18 protein-coding genes are annotated in these 22,868 nt (G+C 70.5%); 10 read left to right on the top strand and 8 right to left on the bottom strand.

Going from position 1 to position 22,868, the window contains the following annotated elements:
• Positions 1-733: 733 nt before the first annotated feature.
• Complete coding sequence (locus tag OHN74_RS17370; RefSeq protein ID WP_019061278.1) at positions 734-1,171, bottom strand: hypothetical protein; 438 nt, start codon at positions 1,169-1,171, stop codon at positions 734-736.
• 640 nt (positions 1,172-1,811) lie between these two features.
• Here OHN74_RS17370 and hemL point away from each other — a divergent pair.
• The 7 genes from hemL (at position 1,812) to ccsB (ending at position 9,732) form a co-directional block, all read left to right on the top strand.
• The gene (gene hemL, locus OHN74_RS17365) at positions 1,812-3,134 is read left to right on the top strand and encodes a glutamate-1-semialdehyde 2,1-aminomutase (RefSeq protein ID WP_327700166.1); all 1,323 of its coding nucleotides are present in this window, start codon (positions 1,812-1,814) and stop codon (positions 3,132-3,134) included.
• On the top strand, positions 3,131-3,853 hold the full coding sequence (locus tag OHN74_RS17360) for a histidine phosphatase family protein (RefSeq protein ID WP_327695447.1): 723 nt from the start codon (positions 3,131-3,133) through the stop codon (positions 3,851-3,853). Before hemL ends, OHN74_RS17360 begins: the two co-directional genes overlap by 4 nt.
• Before the next feature lie 151 nt (positions 3,854-4,004).
• A complete protein-coding gene (locus OHN74_RS17355; RefSeq protein WP_327695446.1) occupies positions 4,005-5,336 on the top strand; it encodes a hypothetical protein in 1,332 nt (443 codons plus the stop codon).
• Between the two features lie 66 nt (positions 5,337-5,402).
• On the top strand, positions 5,403-6,056 hold the full coding sequence (locus OHN74_RS17350; protein ID WP_327695445.1) for a TlpA family protein disulfide reductase: 654 nt from the start codon (positions 5,403-5,405) through the stop codon (positions 6,054-6,056).
• Positions 6,057-6,078: 22 nt separating this feature from the next.
• Positions 6,079-6,855: a cytochrome c biogenesis CcdA family protein gene (locus tag OHN74_RS17345; protein WP_443060557.1), complete on the top strand. Its 777-nt coding sequence runs from the start codon at positions 6,079-6,081 to the stop codon at positions 6,853-6,855.
• Positions 6,856-6,858: 3 nt separating this feature from the next.
• The gene (resB, locus tag OHN74_RS17340) at positions 6,859-8,604 is read left to right on the top strand and encodes a cytochrome c biogenesis protein ResB (protein ID WP_327695444.1); all 1,746 of its coding nucleotides are present in this window, start codon (positions 6,859-6,861) and stop codon (positions 8,602-8,604) included.
• Positions 8,605-9,732, top strand: coding sequence for a c-type cytochrome biogenesis protein CcsB (gene ccsB / locus OHN74_RS17335; protein WP_327695443.1), 1,128 nt, complete (start codon positions 8,605-8,607; stop codon positions 9,730-9,732).
• A gap of 16 nt (positions 9,733-9,748) precedes the next feature.
• On the opposite strand, the gene OHN74_RS17330 is transcribed toward ccsB, so the two are convergent.
• The 4 genes from OHN74_RS17330 to OHN74_RS17315 all read right to left on the bottom strand — a co-directional run bounded on the left by OHN74_RS17330 (position 9,749) and on the right by OHN74_RS17315 (position 15,071).
• Complete coding sequence (locus OHN74_RS17330; protein ID WP_327695441.1) at positions 9,749-11,335, bottom strand: hypothetical protein; 1,587 nt, start codon at positions 11,333-11,335, stop codon at positions 9,749-9,751.
• Positions 11,335-13,485 carry a hypothetical protein gene (locus OHN74_RS17325; RefSeq protein WP_443060403.1) on the bottom strand — a complete coding sequence of 717 codons (2,151 nt, stop codon included), beginning with the start codon at positions 13,483-13,485 and terminating at the stop codon, positions 11,335-11,337. Before OHN74_RS17325 ends, OHN74_RS17330 begins: the two co-directional genes overlap by 1 nt.
• Before the next feature lie 127 nt (positions 13,486-13,612).
• Positions 13,613-14,620, bottom strand: a complete 1,008-nt coding sequence (locus OHN74_RS17320; RefSeq protein ID WP_327695439.1) for an isopenicillin N synthase family dioxygenase — start codon at positions 14,618-14,620, stop codon at positions 13,613-13,615.
• Entirely contained in the window at positions 14,613-15,071 is a 459-nt protein-coding gene (locus tag OHN74_RS17315; protein ID WP_327695438.1) for a nucleoside deaminase, read from the bottom strand. Before OHN74_RS17315 ends, OHN74_RS17320 begins: the two co-directional genes overlap by 8 nt.
• Before the next feature lie 127 nt (positions 15,072-15,198).
• Here OHN74_RS17315 and OHN74_RS17310 point away from each other — a divergent pair, with 127 nt between their 5' ends.
• On the top strand, positions 15,199-16,476 hold the full coding sequence (locus OHN74_RS17310) for a PucR family transcriptional regulator (protein ID WP_327695437.1): 1,278 nt from the start codon (positions 15,199-15,201) through the stop codon (positions 16,474-16,476).
• Positions 16,477-16,518: 42 nt separating this feature from the next.
• Here OHN74_RS17310 and OHN74_RS17305 read toward each other — a convergent pair whose 3' ends face one another.
• Positions 16,519-17,481 (bottom strand): transglutaminase-like domain-containing protein, encoded by a 963-nt coding sequence (locus OHN74_RS17305; protein ID WP_327695436.1) that lies wholly within the window; start codon positions 17,479-17,481, stop codon positions 16,519-16,521.
• A 186-nt stretch (positions 17,482-17,667) separates the two neighbouring features.
• Between OHN74_RS17305 and OHN74_RS17300 the strand changes: the two genes are divergently transcribed.
• Positions 17,668-19,179 (top strand): hypothetical protein, encoded by a 1,512-nt coding sequence (locus tag OHN74_RS17300; protein ID WP_327695435.1) that lies wholly within the window; start codon positions 17,668-17,670, stop codon positions 19,177-19,179.
• Here the strand turns inward: OHN74_RS17300 and OHN74_RS17295 are convergent.
• The gene (locus tag OHN74_RS17295; protein ID WP_327695434.1) at positions 19,176-19,928 is read right to left on the bottom strand and encodes a MerR family transcriptional regulator; all 753 of its coding nucleotides are present in this window, start codon (positions 19,926-19,928) and stop codon (positions 19,176-19,178) included. The two genes, OHN74_RS17300 and OHN74_RS17295, sit on opposite strands and share 4 nt — an antisense overlap.
• A 91-nt stretch (positions 19,929-20,019) precedes the next feature.
• Between OHN74_RS17295 and uvrA the strand changes: the two genes are divergently transcribed.
• Positions 20,020-22,584, top strand: a complete 2,565-nt coding sequence (gene uvrA / locus OHN74_RS17290) for an excinuclease ABC subunit UvrA (protein WP_327695433.1) — start codon at positions 20,020-20,022, stop codon at positions 22,582-22,584.
• A gap of 68 nt (positions 22,585-22,652) precedes the next feature.
• Here uvrA and OHN74_RS17285 read toward each other — a convergent pair whose 3' ends face one another.
• On the bottom strand, positions 22,653-22,838 hold the full coding sequence (locus OHN74_RS17285) for a hypothetical protein (protein ID WP_327695432.1): 186 nt from the start codon (positions 22,836-22,838) through the stop codon (positions 22,653-22,655).
• Positions 22,839-22,868: the final 30 nt, after the last annotated feature.

Raw genomic sequence — 22,868 nt, 5'->3', positions numbered from 1 at the left:
CTGCCCGGGTTGGGGCGTACCACGCGCTCGTACGGGCACGTTCCGGGAGGTCCCCGGCATCGACGCGCCGCCCGGTGGCCTCACCCGCACGGCGGGAGCCGCACGCGACCATGCGAACCGCCCGCGTTCGGCGAGCAGTTCACTGTGTCCGCAACCGTCTTCTCCCTGACGGTCCGACCACCGTGAGCGGCTGGAGCCGCATCGCCGACAACGCAGCTCCAGCCCTTCGTCCTCCCCAGCCCTGTCCTAGCCCGGGATGAACTCCCGCGCACCCCGGGGTGGGTGGCGAGGACGGTCAGTGCGAGGCGTCGACGCGAGGGGCCCGGACCACCCTCGCGCCTCGCGGCCACAGGTGCTCGCCCGCATCGGGCGCCCGTCGTCGAGGACCGGGACCCCGGCCGGCCGGTGCTTCCTGCCGCGGACTGTGTCCCCGGACTCCCCGGACTCCCCGGACTCCAGAGTTCCCCGACGGCCCTGCACCGGACCTGATCGAACGGCATGTCCCTTGCGCCGTCGGGCCGCCTGCCTCGTACTGCCCAGTGTGCTCCTGTTCGGCCCGTTGAAGCCGTGCTTGACGACAGCTGGTGCAAACTCCCCAAGTCCGGGCGATCGACGACGCCTTCACAGAACCCGGGACGCAGGACAGCGGCCCCACGGCTCCCTGCCGGCCCCTCCGGGAACACGAAAGGGCGGGGTCCGAGAACCCCGCCCGCACATCACACGAAGCCCTGCCTCACGGCCACACAAGGCAATAAGGCTGATGCCCCGCCTCATGCAGCCGATGGCTGAAGTCCTGCCACTCGTGCAGCAGTTGATAGACATTGAACGCGTCCCGAGGCCCACCCCGGTCCGGCACCGTGGACCAGATGAACGCCGCCGCACCCACCGCTTCCTCGCCTATGCCCCGCAGCGGGTCGACCACGGTCATCGGGAGTTTCACCACCGCGTAGTCGGGGTGCAGGACGACGAGTTCCAGCGGGGGCACCTTGTTGAGGGGGACGCCCTCGATGCCCGTGAGGACCATCGCGGCCATCGTCTCGGGCTTGATCTTGGTGAACATGCCGTTCATGCCGAGTTCGTCGCCGCCGAGTTCCTCGGGACGCATCGAGATCGGGACGCGGGCTGCCGTGGCGCCGTCCGGCGCGCCGAAGTATTTGTACGTCACCCCCACCCGACCACCATTCCGACCGCCGTTCCCGCTCGCCGCCCGGAGTCGCTCGACCCTCCGGTCGACGCTCTCGGGCACACCGTTCGATCCCATGCCCAGCCCGGGAACCGTGCTCTGGCCAGGGACCATGCCCTGTCCCGCACCCGTTCCCTGCCCGGGGCCCATCCCCTGGGCCTGTGCCTGCCGTGCCGCTTCTGCCGCTGCCGCTTCCTCCACGTCGCGTCGGTGCCTTCCCCGCCGGGCACGTCGAGGACCCAGGTCGTCAGTCCCCTCGCCCAGTCCGCCACCGCGATGCATATCTCCACCCGACTGCTGTTCTAGGACGCGCGAGCCCCGTCGCGCAACCCGATCATCGTGTCAGTGACCTCCCCCACGTCCGCCCGCCGAAACGTGCGTTGAAACACCTGTCCGCAGGATCTTCGCAGCCTCTGAACACCATCGTCCGCCCATCGTCCATATGTACGGCCCGATGAGCTGCGTGTCTCTGTGTCCGTGTGTGTGTCCGGTCCCAGTTTCGCAGACGGGTGGGGCCGACGCCCCCCTGTCCGGCCGCCTACCCTGAGGGGGTCACTGGCAACCGGAGTCCGAGAAGTCGGAGAAGTCGCAGGTCATGAGCGAAACGTCTAGCGGGGCAGCCAGCGGAATGGCGAGTGGGTTGCCCTATTCATACGAAGCGCCCGTCTCGCAGGGCCTCTTCGACCGTGCGACGGCCGTCACACCCGGCGGCGTCAACTCGCCGGTGCGTGCCTTCCGCGCCGTGGGCGGTACGCCCCGGTTCATGGTGTCGGGGAGTGGCCCGTATCTCACCGACGCCGATGGGCGCGAGTACGTCGACCTCGTCTGTTCCTGGGGCCCGATGATCCTCGGGCACTCCCGCCCGGAGGTCATCGCCGCCGTGCAGGAGGCCGTCTCGCGCGGTACCTCCTTCGGTACGCCGGGGGAGGGCGAGGTCGCTCTCGCCGAGGAGATGGTCGCCCGTATCGACCCCCTCGACCAGGTGCGGCTCGTGTCCAGCGGGACCGAGGCCACCATGTCCGCGATCCGGCTGGCCCGTGGGTTCACCCGGCGAGCCAAGGTGATCAAGTTCGCCGGGTGCTACCACGGTCACGTCGACTCGCTCCTCGCCGCCGCCGGGAGCGGAGTGGCCACCTTCGCGCTGCCCGACACCCCGGGCGTCACCGGTGCCCAGGCCGGCGACACCATCGTGCTCCCCTACAACGACCTCGACGCCGTGCACGCCGCCTTCGCCGCGCACCCGGGCGAGATCGCCTGCCTGATCACCGAGGCATCCCCGGGCAACATGGGCGTCGTGCCGCCGCTGCCCGGGTTCAACCAGGGGCTCAGGGACGCCTGCGCGGCGAATGGTGCGCTGTATGTGTCCGACGAGGTCATGACCGGGTTCCGGACCAGTCGCAGCGGTTGGTTCGGGATCGATGGCGTCCGGCCCGATCTCATGACCTTCGGGAAGGTCATGGGCGGTGGGTTCCCCGCCGCCGCCTTCGGGGGGCGCGCCGACGTCATGGCCCACCTCGCTCCCGTCGGGCCCGTCTACCAGGCCGGCACCCTCTCCGGGAACCCGATCGCCACCGCCGCCGGGCTCGCCCAGCTGCGGCTGCTCGACGAGGCCGCGTACGTCACTGTCGACGCGGTCTCCGCGCAGCTCCAGGGGCTTGTCGGCGAGGCGCTGACCAAGGAGGGCGTCGCGCACACCGTGCAGAACGCCTCCAACATGTTCTCCGTCTTCTTCACGGACCGGCCGGTGCGTGACTACGAGGACGCCAAGACGCAGGAGTCGTTCCGCTTCACCGCGTTCTTCCAGTCCATGCTGGCGAACGGCGTCTATCTCCCGCCATCGTCCTTCGAGTCCTGGTTCGTCTCCACGGCGCACGACGAGCGGGCCATCCAGAAAATCGCCGACGCCCTTCCGGCGGCGGCCCGTGCGGCGGCGGAGGCCACGGCAGCATGAGCGAGATCAACAACGACGCCGGCAACGACGTCAGCAGCGGGTCGAACAGCGACATCACCGTCGTACACCTCATGCGGCACGGCGAAGTCGCCAACCCCGAAGGGGTGTTGTACGGGCGGCTGGAGGGCTACCACCTCTCCGAGCTGGGCCGGCGGATGGCCGACCGGGTCGCCGAGCACCTCGCCCCGCGTGATGTGACGTACGTCTGCGCCTCCCCGCTGGAGCGGGCGCAGGAGACCGCGACGCCCATCGCCAAGGCGCACGGGCTCGATCTCGCCTCCGACGCGCGGCTCCTGGAGGCCGAGAACGTCTTCCAGGGCAAGACCTTCGGCGTCGGGGACGGCGCCCTGAAGCGGCCCGAGAACTGGAAGCACCTCGTCAACCCCTTCAAGCCGTCCTGGGGGGAGCCGTACGTCGACCAGGTCGTGCGGATGATGGGGGCGCTGGACGCCGCCAAGGACGCCGCCCGTGGGCACGAGGCCGTGCTCGTCAGTCATCAGCTGCCGATCTGGATCGTGCGCAGCTATGTGGAGCGGCGGCGGCTCTGGCACGACCCCCGCAAGCGGCAGTGCACGCTCGCCTCCCTCACCACCTTCACCTACCGCGGCGACAAGATCGTGTCGGTCGGCTACACCGAGCCCGCACGTGACCTCGTCCCGGCCCATCTCCTCGCGGGCGCCAAGCCGGTGAAGGGGAAGAGCAAGGCTTTCGGGGCCTGATCAACCAAGGCTTCGGAAACTTTCGCCCTTTGAGTGACTAGTGACACACTTGTTGCATTTGTTCCGAAGTGCGTGACAATACGGGGAACCTCCCTGTTCGTCGTGCCCTCTGACTGGGTGACCATCAGCGAGTACGACGAATGGGGATCCCATGCACGGCAAGAACGGTGACGGCGTCGGTGGTTTCAGCCGACGGGGCGCGCTCGGGCTCGGCCTCGGTGCCGCCGCCGCTCTGGGTACTGCCGGCTGCGGAACCGTACTGGGAGAGGGGTCGAACGGGTCCGGAGGTTCCACCGGCGACCGACCTTCCGGCAAGCCGTCCTCCACCGGCCACACCGCCCCCGCCGCCAGGCCCATCGGTGACGGCTCCACCTCGTTCACCGGCAGGCAGCCCCACCAGCCCGGCAGGCCCGTGCCGTTGGAGGCCGGGCAGACCCCGCCGCAGTTCGTGATCTTCTCCTGGGACGGTGCGGGGGAGGTCGGCAACGGACTCTTCCCGCGCTTCCTCGACCTCGCGAAGACGCACGGCGCCCACATGACCTTCTTCCTCTCCGGGCTCTACCTCCTCCCCGAGTCGCAGAAGCGCAAGTACCTCCCGCCGAACAACGCCCCCGGCGCCTCCGACATCGGCTACCTCACCGACGACCACGTCAAGGCGACCCTCACCAACGTCCGGCAGGCCTGGCTCGACGGCCACGAGATAGGCACCCACTTCAACGGCCACTTCTGCTCCGGGTACGGCACGGTCGCCAACTGGACGCCCCAGCAGTGGCGCAGCGAGATACAGCAGGCCAAGGGCTTCGTGAAGGAGTGGCGCACCAACACCGGGTGGACCGACCTGCCCGCGCTCCCCTTCGACTACGACAAGGAGCTCATCGGCGGCCGTACGCCCTGTCTCCTCGGCCAGAACAACCTGCTGCCCACCGCCCGCGAACTCGGTTGGCGCTACGACGCCTCCTCGCCCGGCGGCCGGCAGGTGTGGCCCACGAAGAACGGGGGCGTCTGGGACCTCCCCCTCCAGGCGATACCTTTCCCCGGCCACAAGTTCGAGGTCCTGTCGATGGACTACAACATCCTGGCCAACCAGTCGATCAACTCGACCAACGCCCCCGCCTACAACTACCCCGCCTGGCGCGAGCAGGCGACGGGCTCCTACATCGCCGGTTTCCAGCGGGCGTACGAGACCAACCGTGCCCCCTTCTTCATCGGCAACCACTTCGAGCACTGGAACGGCGGCATCTACATGGACGCCGTCGAAGCCGCCCTCAAGCACATCGCGCGGGAGAAGGAGAAGGGCGAGGACATCCGGCTCGTCTCCTTCCGGCAGTTCGTCGACTGGCTGGACGTACAGAAGCCCGAGGTGCTGGAGAAGCTGCGGACCCTCGATGTCGGGCAGCCGCCGGTGGGCGGCTGGCAGGGGTTCCTGGCCGATCCGAAGAAGACCGCGACCGGGGGCACGACGGGGACCGGAAACGCCGCCTGAAATGCGGGTTTCCGCCCGCAAGGGGGGTGCGCAAGATCCTCGGAACGGACATGCGAAACTTTTCACATGAGTGCCGCCAGCCGCGTCTCCCTCTTCCCGGACCGACCCCTGAACCGTGCCCGTGGCCATGTCCGTAGCCGCCGGGCCGCCCTGTTCACCGCCGCGGTCGCCGCTTCCGCGCTGGCCCTGACCGCGTGCACCTCCGGCGGTACGTCCGGGGGTTCCGGCGACACCAACTTCGTCACCGGTACCGACGGCGTCATCGCCACGGTGGCCCAGGGCAAGCGGGTCGCCGCCCCCGACCTCTCCGGGCCGACCATCGACGGCAAGCAGCTCGACGTCGCCGACTACAAGGGCAAGATCGTCGTCCTCAACGTGTGGGGTTCGTGGTGCGGGCCCTGCCGCCTGGAGGCGAAGAACTTCGTCGCGGTCTCCGCCGACCTCAAGGACCAGGGCGTCCAGTTCGTCGGCATCAACACCCGCGACGGCGAGACCCGTCCGGCGGTCGCCTTCGAGAAGCAGTACGGCGTCACGTACCCGAGTCTGTACGACCCCACGGGCAAGCTGATGCTCCGCTTCAAGAAGGGCACGCTCAACCCGAAGGCGATCCCCTCCACGCTGGTCCTCGACCGGCAGGGCCGGATCGCCGCCCGTTCGCTCCAGGCGCTCAGCGAGGACAACCTCCGCAAGATGCTCAAGCCCGTCCTCGCGGAGAAGTGACGTGAGCGGAGTGATCACGGACGTGACCGGCGTGCTCACGCTCGCCGCCTCCGTCCCCGAGGCCAACAGGACCGTGCTGAACGGGGCCCTGATACTGGCCCTCCCCATCGCCCTCCTCGGCGGCCTCGTCTCCTTCTTCTCGCCGTGCGTGCTGCCCCTCGTACCCGGCTATCTGTCGTACGTCACCGGCGTCACCGGCACCGATCTCGGCGAGGCCCGCCGCGGGCGGATGGTCGCCGGGGCCTCGCTCTTCGTGCTCGGGTTCACCGCCGTGTTCGTGTCCACGGGAGCCCTGTTCGGCTACTTCGGGCAGACGCTGCAGGAGCACCAGGGCACGCTGTCCAAGGTGCTCGGCGTCCTCATGATCCTCATGGGTGTCTTCTACATGGGCCTGATGCCCTGGCTCACCCAGCGAGAGTTCCGCTTCCACAGGAAGCCCGCCGCCGGACTGGTCGGCGCCCCCCTCCTCGGCGCGCTGTTCGGCATCGGCTGGACGCCCTGCATCGGCCCGACCCTCGCCTCCGTCAACAGCCTCGCCTTCGACCAGGCCAGCGCGGGGCGCGGGGCCGTACTGACGGTCGCCTACTGCATCGGCCTCGGCGTGCCCTTCGTGCTCGCCGCGGTCGCCTTCCGCAGGGCGCTCGGTGCCTTCGGCTGGGTCAAGCGCCACTATGTGTGGGTCATGCGCATCGGCGGCACGATGATGATCCTTACCGGTGTGCTGCTCCTTACCGGCGCGTGGGACCGTCTGGTGCAGGAGATGCAGACCTGGTCCAACGGCTTCACTGTGGGGATCTGACCGATGAGCAACAGCACCACCACCGGCGGCACCTCTGCCCCCGCGCCCGGGAACAACGACGACCAGGAAGAACTCGGCGCCGCCGGCTCCCAGCTGTCCACCGCCCCCCAGGAGGAGGCTCCCGGACTGCCCTCCCTGGGCGTCATCGGCTGGGCCCGCTGGTTCTGGCGCCAGCTCACCTCGATGCGGGTCGCGCTGCTGCTGCTGTTCCTGCTGTCGCTCGGGGCGATCCCCGGCTCGCTGATCCCGCAGTCCGGGACGGACGAGACCAAGGTCGCCGACTTCATGCAGCGGCACAGCTTCCTGGGGCCGCTCTACGACAAGCTCGGCCTGTTCCACGTCTACAGCTCGGTGTGGTTCTCGGCGATCTACATCCTGCTCTTCGTCTCGCTCATCGGCTGCATCGTGCCCCGCACCTGGCAGTTCGTGGGCCAGCTGCGCAGCCGCCCGCCGGGCGCGCCCCGCCGCCTGACCCGGCTGCCCGCGTACACGACGTGGCGTACGGAGGCCGAGCCCGAGCAGGTCCGCGAGGCAGCCCTCGTACTGCTGAAGCAGCGCCGCTTCCGCGCCCATCTCGCCGGGGACGCGGTCGCCGCCGAGAAGGGCTATCTGCGCGAGGTCGGCAACCTCGCCTTCCACATCGCGCTGATCGTGATGCTGACCGCCTTCGCCTGGGGCCAGCTCTACAAGTCCGAGGGCAACAGCCTGATCATCGAGGGCGGCGGCTTCTCCAACACGCTCACCCAGTACGACGACTTCAAGTCCGGCACCCTCTTCGACACCGACGACCTCGACCCCTTCAGCTTCCACCTGAAGGACTTCAAGGGCACGTACGAGACGACCGGCCCCAACCGCGGCACCCCGCGCACCTACCAGGCCGACGTCGACTACAGCGTGGGCGCCTACGGCAAGGCCAAGAAGCGCACCGTCAAGGTCAACGAGCCGCTGGTGATCGGCGACTCGAAGGTCTACCTCACCGCTCACGGCTACGCGCCCGTCATCACCGTCCGCGACGGCAAGGGCGACATCGTCTTCGACCAGGCCGTCGCTCTCCTGCCCCTCGACTCCAACGTCACCTCCTCCGGCGCGATCAAGGTCATGGACGGCTACCGCGATCCCAAGGGCGTCGAGGAACAGCTCGGCATCCAGGCCTTCTTCCTGCCCACCTACGTTCCGGGCAACGAGGTCGCCTCGCAGTTCCCCTCGCTGGAGAACCCGGTACTGAACCTGGCGCCCTACCACGGGGACCTCGGGGTCGACGCGGGTCTCCCGCAGAGCGTGTACCAGCTCGACAAGACCCACATGAAGGCGTACAAGGACGCCAAGGGCCAGCAGGTGCGCGAGAACCTGAAGCCCGGCGAGACCATGCAGCTCCCGAACGGTGCCGGTTCGATCACCTACCAGGGCACCAAGGAGTGGGCCAACTTCCAGGTCACCCGGCAGCCCGCCGCCGGCTGGGCGCTCGGCGGCGCGATCGTCGCCATCTTCGGCCTCGCCGGCTCCCTGTTCATCCAGCGCCGAAGGGTGTGGGTGCGGGCGGTGAAGGGCCAGGGCGGCGTCACCGTCGTCGAGATGGGCGGCCTCGGCCGCAGCGAGTCCGCCAAGGTTCCCGAGGAGCTCGGCGACCTCGCGGGAACCCTGTACGACCAGGCGCCCGGCGCCCCCGATGCCGACTCCGATTCCGATGCCACCACCCCCGACCCCACCCCCGACCCCACCGTCGTACCTGCTGAAGGGGCTGAGAAGTAAATGTCTGCTCTCGCCACCGCGACCGACCTCGCACACGCGACGACTCTCGCCACCGCGACCAACGAGCACCTCGCGAACATCAGCAACACGCTGATCTACTCGTCGATGGCCGTCTACACCCTGGCCTTCTTCACCTACATCGCCGAGTGGATCTTCGGCAGCCGCAGCAAGGTCAGCCGTACGGCCGCCGCGCTCACCGCGAAGCCGGCCGGGGCGGCCGGGGCGAAGGCACCGGAGGTGACCGTCAAGAACGCCGGCGGGACCGCCGTACTGGAGCGGCCGAAGGTCGTCGTGCGGGCCGCGGCCGGGGCCCGGGACGTGCCGGACGGGCCCGGGGCCCATGGCGGGGACGAGCAGGGCGACCTGTACGGGCGTATCGCCGTGTCCCTGACCGTGGTCGCGTTCCTCGTGGAGTTCGCCGGGGTGCTGGCCCGCGCGCTGTCCGTGCAGCGGGCGCCGTGGGGCAACATGTACGAGTTCAACCTCACCTTCTCGACCACCGCCGTGGGTGTGTACCTCGTCTTCCTCGCGCTGAAGAAGGACATCCGCTGGCTCGGCCTCCCCCTGGTCACGACCGTCCTGCTCGACCTCGGTCTCGCGGTCACCGTCCTGTACACCGCCAGTGACCAGCTCGTTCCCGCACTCCACTCGTACTGGCTGTACATCCACGTCTCCACGGCGATCCTCTGCGGCGCCGTCTTCTACGTGGGCGCGGTCGCCACGATCCTGTACCTCTTCAAGGACTCCTACGAGAACAAGCTCGCGTCCGGCGGCAAGCCCGGCACCTTCGCGACCTCCGTCATGGAGCGGCTGCCCGCCTCGGCGTCACTCGACAAGTTCTCGTACCGCGTCAACGCCGCCGTCTTCCCGCTGTGGACGTTCACGATCATCGCGGGCGCCATCTGGGCGGGCGACGCCTGGGGCCGCTACTGGGGCTGGGACCCCAAGGAGACCTGGGCGTTCATCACCTGGGTCGCCTACGCCACCTACCTGCACGCCCGCGCCACGGCCGGCTGGAAGGGCCGCAAGGCCGCGTACATCGCCCTGATCGCGTTCGCGTGCTTCCTCTTCAACTACTACGGCGTCAACATCTTCGTCAGCGGCAAGCACTCGTACGCGGGCGTCTGAGCAGCGGAGACAGCGGTTACGACGGCGGCAGGCAGTCCTTCTCCGGGGGCCTGCCCGTCGGCCAGGCGATCTCCACGAAGCGGGCATGCCGGTCGGGGGTCAGTTCCACGATCGGTACGGCCTTGTCGTACGGGTTGCCGTAGTTGTCCAGGCAGATCCAGCCGCTCGCGCCGTTCACCCGCCCCGACGAGCCCTTGATGAGCGTCCACTCGTCGCCCACGTCGGCGAGTGTCGGCGCGCTCCGGCCGCGGGGTGTGGCCTCGCGGACGCCCTCGACGGTGAGCCGCATCGCGTCGTACGCGATGATGAGTTGGCCGTCCTCCAGGTCGATGGGGCCGATCGGTGAAGGCCTGTCGCTCTTGGCGGTCCTGTTGGCCTGGGCGGCGCTCAGCAGTTCGTTCAGGTCCTGGGCGTCCGTCGCCGAACCCCCGGTCTTCGGGGGGTTCTTGATCCAGGCGTCCGGGTGGGCGAGGGCGCCGTAGCGCACCGAGATGCCGTGCTTGAGGGCTTCGGGGTCGAGCTTCCTGTCGCCGGTGAGGTACGAGGCGTCGTCACCGGTCAGGATGGTGAACTCCCGTTGCTGGCAGCCTCGTTCGCCGAGCGCGTTGATGAACTGGCGCAGCTGGGTGTGGCGTCCGGCGAACAGGATGGTGTTCACGCCGGGCGCGGTGTCGCACACCAGCTCCCTGATCTGCCGGAAGTCGTTGGCGGTGGTCCCCTCCTCGGTGCGGTCGGCGAGCGGGGTGAAGGGCCAGGGCTGGTAGCGCGAGCCCGTCAGGAGCTTCTCGAACGACGCCTGGAGTGTGAGCGTGTACGGGTCGCCCGGATCGTCGTAGACCAGCACCGCCTTGTCGGCCGCCACCTTGGCGAAGGAGGCGAGCGCGCGGGCCTCGTCGGTGTTGGTGGGGGCGGTGCGGGCCAGCCCCGGGAAGGGCTTCAGGCCATCGGGGTTGCCCTGTTGGCCGTTGGCGAGGCTGTCGGCCGTGATGGACGTGCCGACGACGGGGATACCGCGCCTCGTCAGCTCCTTCACTGCCCGGGTGTTCTCCTCCGTGCTCAGCCCTATGCCGGTGACCGCGCGCAGCCGGTCCGAGGTCGTCGTCATCCGCTCCAGCTGGTCGACCGTGTGCTCCCAATGGGCGCCCGTACGGCCCGGGTTGGCGAGCACCAGCCGGATCGGCGGACCCTCGCCGTTCGCGTCGTGGTTCACCTTCCACTGGGCGAGATACGCGCCCTGGAGCTCGTGCAGCACATCCCCGAGGTTGTCGTCGTCGGTCGCGGTGAACGGCTCGAACAGGGCGACGGTGACATAGCCACTCCTGAGGGAGTCGTTCTCGCGGTCGATCGCCCTGATCGTGTCGGCGAGTTGCTTCCGGCCGAAGGAGTAGTCGGTCGTCGACACACCCACGCACTCGTCGCTGCCCGCCGGCCGCACGACCCCCGGCGCGCAGGAGCGGTCGTCGTGCGTGAGGGCCCTGACCGCGAAGCCGATACCGGTCACCAGCGCCGCCGTGACCAACAAGGCCAGATAGCGGCGCAGCGGGATCGCCCACACCCCCTCGCGCAGCCACGCCCCGAAACCCCTGAAACCGCTGCGAGCCATCACACGCCTCCGTCGTTCCGGTTCCGGTCGTCGTCGGCGTCCTCGTCGCCCGGGGTGCGCAGCGGCCGGCCGGCCAGCGCCGCCTCGGGCCACTCCTGCGAGGCCTGCCAGAGCAGCGCGTTGCTCGCGCGCGGGTCGTCGGACAGCTGCACCAGCTCGTAGCGCAGCCGGTCGCACAGTTTCCGGTCGGGCAGCACCAGCGGATCGGTCAACTGCCAGACGGCGTGCAGGAGTCTGCGTACCCGCAGATGCAGTACGGCGTCCACGTCGTCCGGCGGCCGTTGCTCGGCGTCGGTGTGGCCGAAGGCGATCCGGGCGCGCTGGTGGTCGCCGCCGACGAAGTCGTGGCCCTCGGCGTCGTGGGCGTGGAAGTAGGGCGCGGACGCGATGAACAGGAGCGTGTCGAGCCAGGTGCGGGTGTCGAGGGTGTGGAAGGTGTCGCGCAGATACGCGACCGCCGGTCCGGTGTCGCCGAGGGCGAGTTCGTGGTGGAGGCGGTAGCGGGCCTTCGACGGCTCGGGTCCCTCGTAGTGCTGGATGAGGGTCTCGTGGACGTCGCGCCACTTGCCGTGGTCGGCGTGCCGGTGGTGCAGGCGCAGCAGGAGCAGGGTGCGGACGAAGGCGTCGCCGACGAACTGCCCCTGGACGGCGGGGAGTCCCTCCGTCACGAGCCGGGTCTCCAGCGCGCGGACGCTCGACGGGCCGAAGTCGTCCGGGAGTTGGGAGGCGGCGAGCGCGCAGGCCGAGTCGTGGTCGTGGGCGGCTGCCAGCACGGTCAGCTCGTCGAGGCGCTCGGCGGGGACGAGCCGGTCGAGGAGTTCGCGATAGGCGGGCCGGCCCTCGCGGTCCTCGTGCAGGGTGAGTTCGGCGGTGAGCAGGGCGCCGAAGGGCGCGGTGGGCGGCAGTTGGCCCAGGTTCTGCCGGGCCGACTCGGCGACCAGAGCGATGCCCAGCGGGTTCCCGCAGGTCAACCGGTGTGTGGCGGGCGGGAGTTCGGCCGGGACGGGCACCGCCGTACCCGTGCACACCGCGTCGACGATGTGCAGCGTGTCGTCGGAGGACAGCGGCGGCAGCGACACCAGCAGGGCCCGGGAGGAGGCCGTGTCGCCCGGTGTCCAGCGGGTGCGCTGGGTGGTCTCGCGCAGATCCCGGCGCACGGTGTTGCGCAGCGAGGACTGGCCGCTGCTGCCACGCACGGCGGCGACGAAGGCGACCTGGTCGGTTATGCCCTCGGCGCGGTCGCGCAGCACCTGCTCGATCAGTTCGCGTCCCGGAGATCCCTGCGCGTTGTCGACCAGGACGAGCGGGCGGCCCAGGCGCTGGAGATGCGCCCGGACTCCGGTGTAGGCGTCGGTGAGGTCGGCGAGCAGGGCCCGGACGAGATAGCGCTCGGCGTGCTCGCGGGAGGTGCCGCCGGCCCTGAAGTGGTCGGAGAGCAGCCGGAGTCCGAGCTCGGCACGGTCCCCGGCGTTCGGGTACGTCCGGTACCAGGTGGACGCCCTGCGCTGCCGCGTGCTCGCGGAACGTTCCGTCATCGCCTCCAGCGTGGCTTCGATGACCGCCGAGACCAGCGGGTCGTCGCTGATCGCCGCCGCGACCGCCTTGGCGGCCACCCGGCCCGCCCAGCGCGCGGCGAACCCGGTGAACCACGAGCCGCTCTCGTTGAGCAGCAGCATCCGCTGGACCTCCCACCGGATGCGTTCGGTGTCGGCGTTGCCCCAGCCGCCGGCGGCCACCGCGATCAGCCCCGACATCAGCCGTGGGAAGGCGATCCGCCGGGCGCCGGTGACCGGTTCGGCGAGCTGCTCGGCGATCACCAGGAGCGCCTGCGCGAGCGGCGACCAGGCCTGTGCCGGGTGCCGCTCGGGCGACGGGGTGAACTGCGGGTCCTCGCAGTCGATCAGTGCGACCGGGGTGTGCCGCTGGTAGGCGGCGCGCAGCTCACCGAGGACCGCGCTCTTGCCGAGCCCGCGCCCCGCGGTGAGCACCACGAACGGCAGCTCACGCGGATGCTCCAGGGGAGCGGCGATGTGGTGGTGCGGTCTCAGTCCGACGAGCCGGGGCGCGAGCCCCGGCGGTTCGGTGTCGAAGAGCGCCCCGCGTCCGTGCAGCCGTCTGAGCACCGCATCCCTCCCCCTGGCGCGGCCCATGGTGCTGTTCAGTCTGCAGTTTGTTGCAGCAACACCAGTGTAGGAAGAGGGAGTTGGATCGGACCAGATCGCCGGATGTCCGTTGTGTTACGAAATTATCGTCCGATGTCCAATGCGCTGCGGAGTTCTACTCGACCGTGATCGAGTCCAGCTGCCCCCGCAGGTATACGTGCGAGTCGAAGGCCTCGTACGCGACCCGGCCCACCGGCGCGGGTACCGACTCGACGATCGTGCCCGGGGTGCACTCGCCGAAGTAGACGAGGGACATCAGCTCCTCGGCGGGGGAGTCGGCCGGCGGCGGCAGCACCCGGTGCCGGCCCGAGCGCCAGCGGTCGCCGGTCCAACGGGCCATCAGGTCACCGATGTTGATGGTGAACGCCTCGGGGTCGAAGGGCGCGTCCTCCCAGCCGCCCTCGTCCGTGTAGACCTGCAGCCCGCCCTTCCCGGCCTGCCGGTCGAGGATGGTGACCGTCCCGAAGTCGGTGTGCGGCCCGATCCGGAACTGCCCGGGCTCCGGCTCGCCGACGACCTCGACCCCCGGATACCAGTTGATGTTGAAGCCGTACGTCGGATGGTCCATGTGCCGGGAGAAGAAGTCGGGTTCGAGCCCGAGAGCGGACCCGAGGAGAGTCAGCAGCTCCTTCTCCAGCTCGCCCATCCGCCTCAGATACTCCTCGCAAAGGCTCCGCAGCTCGGGCGCCTCGGCGGGCCACACGTTGGGCGCGTACCACTCGGCGTTGACGGCCGGGTCGTCGAAGGGCTCGTGCGTGGCGAAGGTCAGCGACTCCTTCAGGTCGGGCGGGGTCTCGGTCCCCTCCGAGTACCCGTTCGCCTCGGCCCCCGGCCCCAGCCACCCCCTCCCACCCACCTTGACCGCATACCGCTCCTTCACCTCGGCCGGCAGCGCGAAGAAGGCGCGGGCCGCCTCCCGGATGCCGGTCCGCAGGGCGGGGTCGACGCCGTGCCCGGTGACCAGCAGGAAACCGGCGGTCTGGAGCGCGGAGTCGACGGTACGGGCGATGTCGGCCCGGGCCTCCGCGTCGCCGGACAGCCAGGGCCGCAGGTCGACGGTGGGGATACGGGGTGCGGCGGGGGCCGCCGCCGACGTTGGCTCGCTCGACGTGGGGTTACTCACCGATGTCCTCATTCCACAGTGCGGGATTGTTCGTGATGAAGTCGCGCATCATGTCGACGCACTCGGGATCGTCGAGCAGCACGATCTCGACGCCGTGCTCGGCGAGCCAGTCGTGGCCGCCGTGAAAGGTGACGGCCTCTCCCACGACCACCCGGGAGATACCGAACTGCCGGACCAGACCGGAGCAGTACCAGCACGGGGAGAGCGTGGTGACCATGGTCGTCCCACGGTACGAGCGCTGCCGTCCCGCATTCCGGAACGCGGCGGTCTCGCCGTGCGTCGACGGGTCACCGTCCTGGACGCGCCGGTTGTGCCCACGCCCGAGCAGCGTGCCGTCGGCGCCGTAGAGCGCGGCGCCGATCGGGATACCGCCCTCGGCGAGCCCGGCACGGGCCTCCTCGACGGCGACGGCGAGCCACGACCGTGCCAGTGCCTGATCCAGCTGATCCATCCGGCCTCCCTGATGCACCTGGTCCATGGGTTCACTCTGCGTCGGCGGAAACACCGGGGCAACGTGCGGAAAGTACTCTCCGGGCATCCCCCAGCAGGACGAAGTGTCAGCGCCTTGGGAGGCACCCGTGCCCGCACTCACCCTCCGTGAAGTCCTGGCCCTCGACCCGGTCCGCGCCGCCGAGCCCGAACTCCTCACCGGCGAGGCCGCGTTGGACCGCCCGGTGCGCTGGGTGCACTCCAGCGAGGTGTACGAGGGCGCGAACTTCCTCGACGGCGGCGAACTGCTGCTGACCAACGGTTTCGGCCTCACCGACACCGACGAGGAGGTACGGCGCCGGTACGTGCGTGAGCTGACCGCCCGGGGCGCGGCGGGCCTGGCCGTGGAGATCGGCCGCTCGCTGCCCGCCATGCCGCCCGAGGTGACGGACGAGGCCCGCCGCCTCGGCCTGCCCCTCCTCGCCCTGCGCCGAGTCGTCCCCTTCGTACGCATCACGGAGGCCGCCAACCGTGCGATCGTCGCCCGGGGCCTGTCCGGCCGTACGGTGGTCCGCCCCTGGGGGGACGACCACACCGCCGCCCTGCTCGCCGACCTCGCCGACGGCCAGGCCCTCAACCAGCCCGAGGTCGAGGCCCGCGCCGCCCTCGCCGGCTTCCACCCGGGCCCGGGCGCCCAGCTGATCGGCGTCTCCGTGCACGGCACGCGCGACGTCGGTGCGGTGGACCGGGCGGCGCGCACCCTGGGCGGGTCGGTGCTGCGGGCCGCCTTCCCGGGGGACGTGCTCGCCCTCGTCGCCGTCCTGCCGGGGTCGGGGGCGAAGACGGGACGGGACCCCGTACGGGCGGTGCAGGACGCCTTCCGTACGGCAGCCGCCCCCGGCCTCACCGTCGCCGTGGGCCACGCCGTCGACGCGGGCAACGGCTGGCTGCGCTGGAGCGAGACGCTGCGCGCGGCCCGTACGACCCTGGAACTGGCCCTGACGGTGCCGCCACCGGAGCCGAACGCCCCGCAGGGCCCCCTGGTGACGTCGTCCCGGGCGCTCGCCCTCGAACGCGAACTGACCCGAGGGGGCGTGGACGCCAACCAGGACCGCCTGACCCGCCTGGTCCAGCACACCCTGGGCCCTCTTCTGGCCTGGGAGGCGGCCCACCCCAGCGACCTGGTCCGCACCCTGGAGGTCCACCTCCGCAACGGCTGCTCACCCACCCGCACGGCGACCCTCCTCCACATCGGCCGCCAGTCCCTCTACCAGCGCCTGGAACGCATCGAGTCCCTCCTCGGCCTGGAGATCGACGACCCGGACCTGCTCGGCGAACTGCTCACGGCGACCTGCGCGTGGCGGGTGGTGCGGGGGACGGGGGCGGGGCTCGGGCTGGGAGCGGGTGGTCTGCGGACGGTGGCGTAGGGGACGGCGAGGGCGCCGGGGTCCGCGCGGGCCTGGGCGAGGTCAGAAGGGCCGGAGGGTGACCTGACGGGGCGGGTTGTACTCGGACCACTCCAGCACGGTCCTCGGTGTCCGCAGCCCGTCCTCCGAGGCGAAGATCCGCCGGGCGGCCTCGAAGGGAACGTCGTCGGGAGCGTCGGGGGCGACGATCACCGACACCCGGTCGTACAGCTCACGGACGGGCTCGGTCATGGTCCGCCCGTCCGCCTCGGCCTCCGTGCCCCAGATGTCCCACAGCAGGGTCTCCACCTTGTTCAGCGCGGCGAGGTCGAGCCGTATGTTGCCGGCCACGAACCACTCGCCGTTCAGCGGCCCGTCCTCCGGCGGGCAGAGCCCGAAGGTGTCGGGGTCGGCGTCCCCGGCCCGGATGTCCCGCCAGGCCCGGCCGGCGACCTGGAAACGGTCACGCGGTACGTCCATCGGGTCGAAGTCGACGCGACCGGCGGCCTTCACGTCCGGATCGGCGAGCTGAGCGTCGGCGAGGAGCCAGCCGCGCGACTCGTCCCAGTACTCGGTGACGACGTGATCGCAGTGGAAGCCGTCCGTCCGGAAGTAGTCGGCGAAACCGGACCGCACCCGGGCGGGAATGCCGCTGTGCCGCAGTAACGAGCAGTGCAGCAGCGCGAAGTCCCGGCAGACACCGACGAACCGGTCCCCGGCCGTGCGCCGCCGGGTCAGCGGCGAGCCGTCGCGCGCGATCACGATCCGGAGGATGTCGTCGACGTAGCGGGCATCGGCGTCGTGGTGCAGCCGGTCGGTGGGATGCGTGTGGCGGAACTGGTCGCCCTCGCCCCGATGGATCACCAAGTCGCGTGCTGTGCGGGCGAGTCGGGCTGGGTCTGCGGGGAGATCCGCATACAGCCGGGCGAGGTCGCCGGGGTCGGAGAAGGTGCTGTGGGTGCGGTAGAAGGCGGCGGCTTCGGGGGCGAGGCCGGGGTGGGCGGAGGGCGGGAGAGGCGACGACACGGTGAACTCCCTCAAGGCGGGGTCGGGTTTGTTTCGCTCGCGCGTTCGAATGCCGGCCGGCTCGCACCACCGTGTCAAAATTCGCCGCACATTGTCCAGACGATCGACTGTCGTGGGGGACCGGGCCGGGCGGGGTACGCGAAAAAATGCCTGACGACCGTGCGGCGCCCCGGCGAGAATGCTCCTGTGACCCACGTCCATGGCCATGTCCTGTGCGGGCTCGCCGCCAACACCGCTCTTCCGTCCGAACTCGTCGACCGGCTGATCGCGTTCGCGGGTCCCGACGTGGACGAGGACGCAGACTTCGCCGATGATCTCGCCGGCCGCGCCGACCTCAGCGACGCGCAGGCGCTCGCGCTGTACACGCGCGTCCCGGAGACCGGCGTACCGCTTGCCCGCGAGGGCCGTCTGACCACCGCCGACGTCGATCCCGCGGCCGACCCGGACGCCGCTCTCGCCCTGCTCGACGAGGGGCGCGGCGACCCGGAGTGGGGCCGTGTCCTCGCGGCGGACCCGGATTCCTGGAACCGGCAACGACTGGCCGAATACGGGGGCCTCCCGCCCGACGCCGTCGAGATGCTCGCCGCAGACCCGGACGTGCAGGTCGTCGCGGAACTCGCGCTGTGGACGGCGACTCCGGAGGTCGTCACGAGGCTTGCGGAGCATCCGCACGCCGAGGTCCGCCGGTCGGTGGCCTGGAACGAGGCGACTCCGCCGGCCGTACTGGCGGCACTGATCGACGGCGAGCAGCTGCCCCCCGCGCGACGGTGCCTGGTCTGCGACCGCGAGGAGACCGACTTCGGTCTGCCGCCGGACGCCACCTGTGACGGCACCCATGGGTCCGCCGTGCACGACATACGGCACGCGGCTCTGCAGAACCGGGCCACACCCACCGAAGCCGTGGTCGCTTTCGCGGACCACCCGTCGAAGCGGCTGCGCTGGGCCCTCGTCGACCGCCCCGACCTTCCCCCGGAGGTGAGCCGACGTCTCGCCGTGGATCCCGTTCCGGGCATCCGCGCCTACCTCGCCGGGAACCCGCTGATCGACGACGCCCTGATGCGCGCCCTGGCCGACGACGAGGACCAGGACGTACGGTGCCACCTCGCGCACAACCCCAACGTGCCGCTCGATGTCCTCGTCCGGCTGGCCGCGACCACGAAACTCCGCGCCGACCTGCCACCAAGGATCGCGACCGCGTCCCCCGCCGAGGTCGAGGAACTGGCCCGCTCGACCGAGTCGGCCGTACGGATGCTCCTGGCGCTGCGGCGGGATCTGCCCGCCGGGATCCGCGACGCGCTGGCAACCGACCCCGACGCGAAGGTGCTCAAGACCATCGCCCCGCACCCTGGCCTCTCCGAGGCGCAACTGCGTGACATGGTCGACCGGCACGGGGTCCGGGTCCTCGCCAAGGTGGCGACCAACCCGGACGCGTCCGGGACGCTGCTGGAGGACCTCACCCGCCACCAACCGCCGGTGAAGAAGGTGTTCCGCGAGGTCGCCCGGCATCGCAACGCGACACCGCGGGCGCTGCTCGCCTGCCTGGCGGACGACGAGGCGAGATCCATAGCCGCCGGTCACCCGGCCCTCCCGCCCCAGGCCGTCGTGGAGTTGCTCGCCGACGAGGACCGGCAGGTGGTGAAGGCGGCGGCCGGCAATCCGTCGCTCCCGCGTGCGGTGATGCTGGATCTGGTGCCTTAGAGGTTCAGGGAGGGGCGCTCGACACCCTCGACGACTTCGACGTGCTCGATGTACTCCGCCAGCCGCCCCGCCCCCGCCAGCATCGCCCGGGTACGCCCCGCCAGTGCCTCCCCGCGTGCCTCGACCGCCGCTCGCAGCGCCTCCGTGCCGCCCCGCAGGCGCAGTTCCTCCAGTACGGGACGGATCTGGTCCAGGGGGTAGTGGCTGCGGCGGAGGGTCTGGATCAGGCGGGCGTCGCGGACGTCGTCGGGGCCGAACTGCCGGTAGCGCGTGCCGCGTTCGCGGGCCGGGGTGAGCAGGCCCGCCGTCTCCCACACCCGCAGCGCGGACGTCCGTACGCCGAGCAGTGCGGCCACCTCGCCGATCCGCAGGTCGGTCGTATGGGGCGTCGCCTTCGGGGTCCGCCGGCGGGCCAGCGCCTCCAGTGCCTCGCGCGTCGCCCGCAGTGCTGTCCGCTGCTCGTGCAGCCCGGCGTGTGCCGCGTCGACGAGCGCGAGGGCGCCCGGCAGGTCCCCGTCGTGCAGGGCGCGCATGACGGCGGTCGCCGCCAGTGGCCCGTACCCGGGCTGAAGGGCCCGGTAGGTCAGGAGCGCGCGACGGTGTACGTCCCCGAAGACGCGGTACCCCGACTCCGTCCGGGCCGCCGGGGGCAGGACGCCCGCGTCCTCGTAGTTGCGGATCTGCTGAGTGGACAGGCCGGACAGTCGGGCGAGATCGACGGGCCGCAGCCGTACCTCATGGTTCTTCACGGATTTGAAGCTTAGAGGCAGTCAAGCCAAGTCACTCCCAGGGTTTATGAGGGAAAGCCTCAAGAGGAACTTCAATGAAAAACTTGAAGGTATGGATGACCGAAGTTCCGTGATGCACATCAAAGGTGCCCGTCTCCACAACCTCAAGAACATCTCGCTCGCGATCCCGAAGCAGAAACTGGTCGTCGTGACCGGTCTCTCCGGTTCCGGCAAGTCCACGCTCGCCCTCGACACCCTCCACCGAGAGAGCCACCGTCAGTACATGGAGGCGTGGGGCGTGGCGACCGCCGGTGTCAGCCGGCCCTCCGTCGACTCGATCACCGGCCTGTCCCCGTCCGTCAGCGTCGACCAGCGTCCGGCAGGGCGCGGCCCGCGTTCGACGGTCGGCACCGCGACCGAGGTCTTCACCTATCTGCGGCTGCTGTGGTCCCGGATCGGCGTACGCCCGTGCCCGAGCTGCGGGGAGCCCGTCCCGCCGTCGTACGCAGGCTCCCCGGAAGACGACGAGGAGGAGACAGAAGGGAGCGGGGGTGTCGCCTGCCCGCACTGCTCCGCCCCCGTGCCCGAACTCGTCATGGGCTCCTTCTCCTTCAACAAGCCCGCCGGGGCCTGCCCGTCCTGCACCGGGCTCGGCGAGGTGATCCAGGTGGACGTACGGACCCTGGTCGACGAGGAGTCGAGCGTCGCCGCCGGTGCGGTGCGCGGCTGGCCCGGGCAGCTCGTCGAGCGGAACCTGCCCCTGCTGCGAGCCGCGGCCCGCCACTACGGCCTCACCTTCGACACTGACACCCCGGTGGCGGAACTACCCATACCCGCGCGGGACTTGCTTCTCTACGGGGTCGAGTCGCCCGAGTTCCGCAGTCACCTCCCCGACCCGGGCGTCGAACCGCCGGCCACCGTCTCCGGGGGCCGTTTCGAGGGAGTCGTCACCGCGTTCATGCGGCGCTATGCCGACCGCGTCGACGACACCGCCTACCGGCAGAAGGCCGAGCGCTCGATGGTGAAGGAGCCCTGCGGGGCGTGCGCGGGGACACGACTGCGCGCCGAGAGCCGGGCCGTCACCGTGCACGGCCTCGGCATCACGACCGCGTCCCGCCTGCCCCTCGATGAACTCGCCGACTGGGTAGCGGAGTTGAGGGCGTTCTCCACGGGGGACGAGTGGCGGTTCGCCGAACCCGTCGTCGCCGACCTGGAGGAACGGATACGCCGGCTCGTCGACACCGGCGTCGGCTACCTCACCCTCGACCAGTCGAGCACCAGCCTCTCCGCAGGCGAGTCCCAGCGGCTGCGCCTGGCCGCGCTGCTGGGCTCGGGCCTCACCGGCATGCTGTACGTCCTCGACGAGCCGACCATCGGACTGCACCCCGCCGACACGGCCCGCCTCGTCGACGTACTGCGCCGCCTGCGGGACCTGGGCAACACGGTCCTCGTCATCGAGCACGACCTGGACGTGCTGTGGGCCGCCGATCACGTCGTCGACATCGGTCCGGGCGCGGGCCGGGACGGCGGCCGGGTCGTCGCCGAGGGAACACCGGAGGAGGTGGCGGCGACGGAAGAGTCCGTCACCGGGGCGTATCTGTCGGGCCGGCTCCAGCACCCCGCACGCAAACAACGCCCGGAGGCAGGAACGGAGTTGGTGATTCGCGGGGCCCGCGCCCACAACCTCAAAAACGTCACGGTACGGATTCCGCTCGGGCGGCTGGTGACGGTCACCGGGCCGTCCGGCTCGGGCAAGTCGACCCTGATACTCGACGTGTTGGGCAGGGCGGCACATCAACGTCTGGATGAGACAAGGGCGTTGTCGGTGACTTCGGTGCCACCGGGGGAGCATGACGGTATCGACGGCTGGGAGCACCTCGACAAGGTCGTGACGATCGACCAGGAGCCGATCAGCCGCCTCCCGCGCTCGAACGCGGCGACGTACGCCGACGTCTTCACCCCGGTCAGGGAACTCTTCGCCGCGCAGGATGCGGCGAGGTCGAGGGGGCTGACTCCGGCCGCCTTCTCCTTCAACGTGCCCGGCGGACGCTGCGAGCGGTGCGAGGGCGCCGGTGTGCTCGCCGTGCACATGCACTTCCTGCCCGCGGTCGAGGTGCGGTGCCCGGGCTGCCGGGGCCGCCGGTTCCGGAGCGAGGTGCTCGCGGTGCGCTACGACGGGTACGACATCGCCGAGGTGCTGGCCGCCACGGTGGACGAGGCGCTCGCCGTCTTCCGGGGAGTACGGCAGATCTCCGCCCGCCTGCAACGCCTCTCGGACGTGGGCCTCGGCTACCTCCCGCTGGGCCAGCCCGCCACCACCATCTCCGGCGGCGAGGCCCAACGCCTCAAGCTGGCCAAGGAGTTGGGGCGCCGCGCGACCGGCCGCACCCTCTACCTCCTCGACGAGCCGACCACCGGCCTGCACGCCGCCGACACCGCGCGCCTGATCGACGTACTCCAACGCCTGGTCGACGCGGGACACTCGGTGGTGACCATCGAGCACAACCTCGACGTCATGCGCGCCTCCGACTGGCTCGTCGACCTCGGCCCGGAGGGCGGCGCAGGGGGAGGGCTCGTGGTGGCGGAGGGGACACCGGAGCAGGTCGCGGAGGCGGCGGGGGCAGAGGCGGCTGCCGGGGTCGGTTCTCGGACGGGTGGGTTTCTGCGGGCGGGGTAAGGGCGATGAGCTGGGGGGAGTGGTTGGCGCGCTGGGTGAGCCCATTGACATGGCCGGCCCGTGGACGATCAGTACCGCTCTGAGATCTGTTCGGTGACCTCGGTGATGTCAGGGTTGCTGGTCAGGATGTCCTCGGTGGCCTGCCAGAGCCGGGGCAGGAACCGGGTGACCTCTTCGGCCCGGCGCAGCAGGTCCTGAGTGGCACCGATACCGAGGTCGGCGACGGCTTCCCGGACCGACGGCCGCACCTTCACCCTCGACCTCGACGAACTTCCGCGCCCGGA

Source organism: Streptomyces sp. NBC_00459 (assembly GCF_036013955.1).
Lineage (GTDB): Bacteria > Actinomycetota > Actinomycetes > Streptomycetales > Streptomycetaceae > Streptomyces.
Note: the sequence above shows the minus strand (reverse complement) of the source record. Positions and strands in the feature narration are given on the sequence as shown.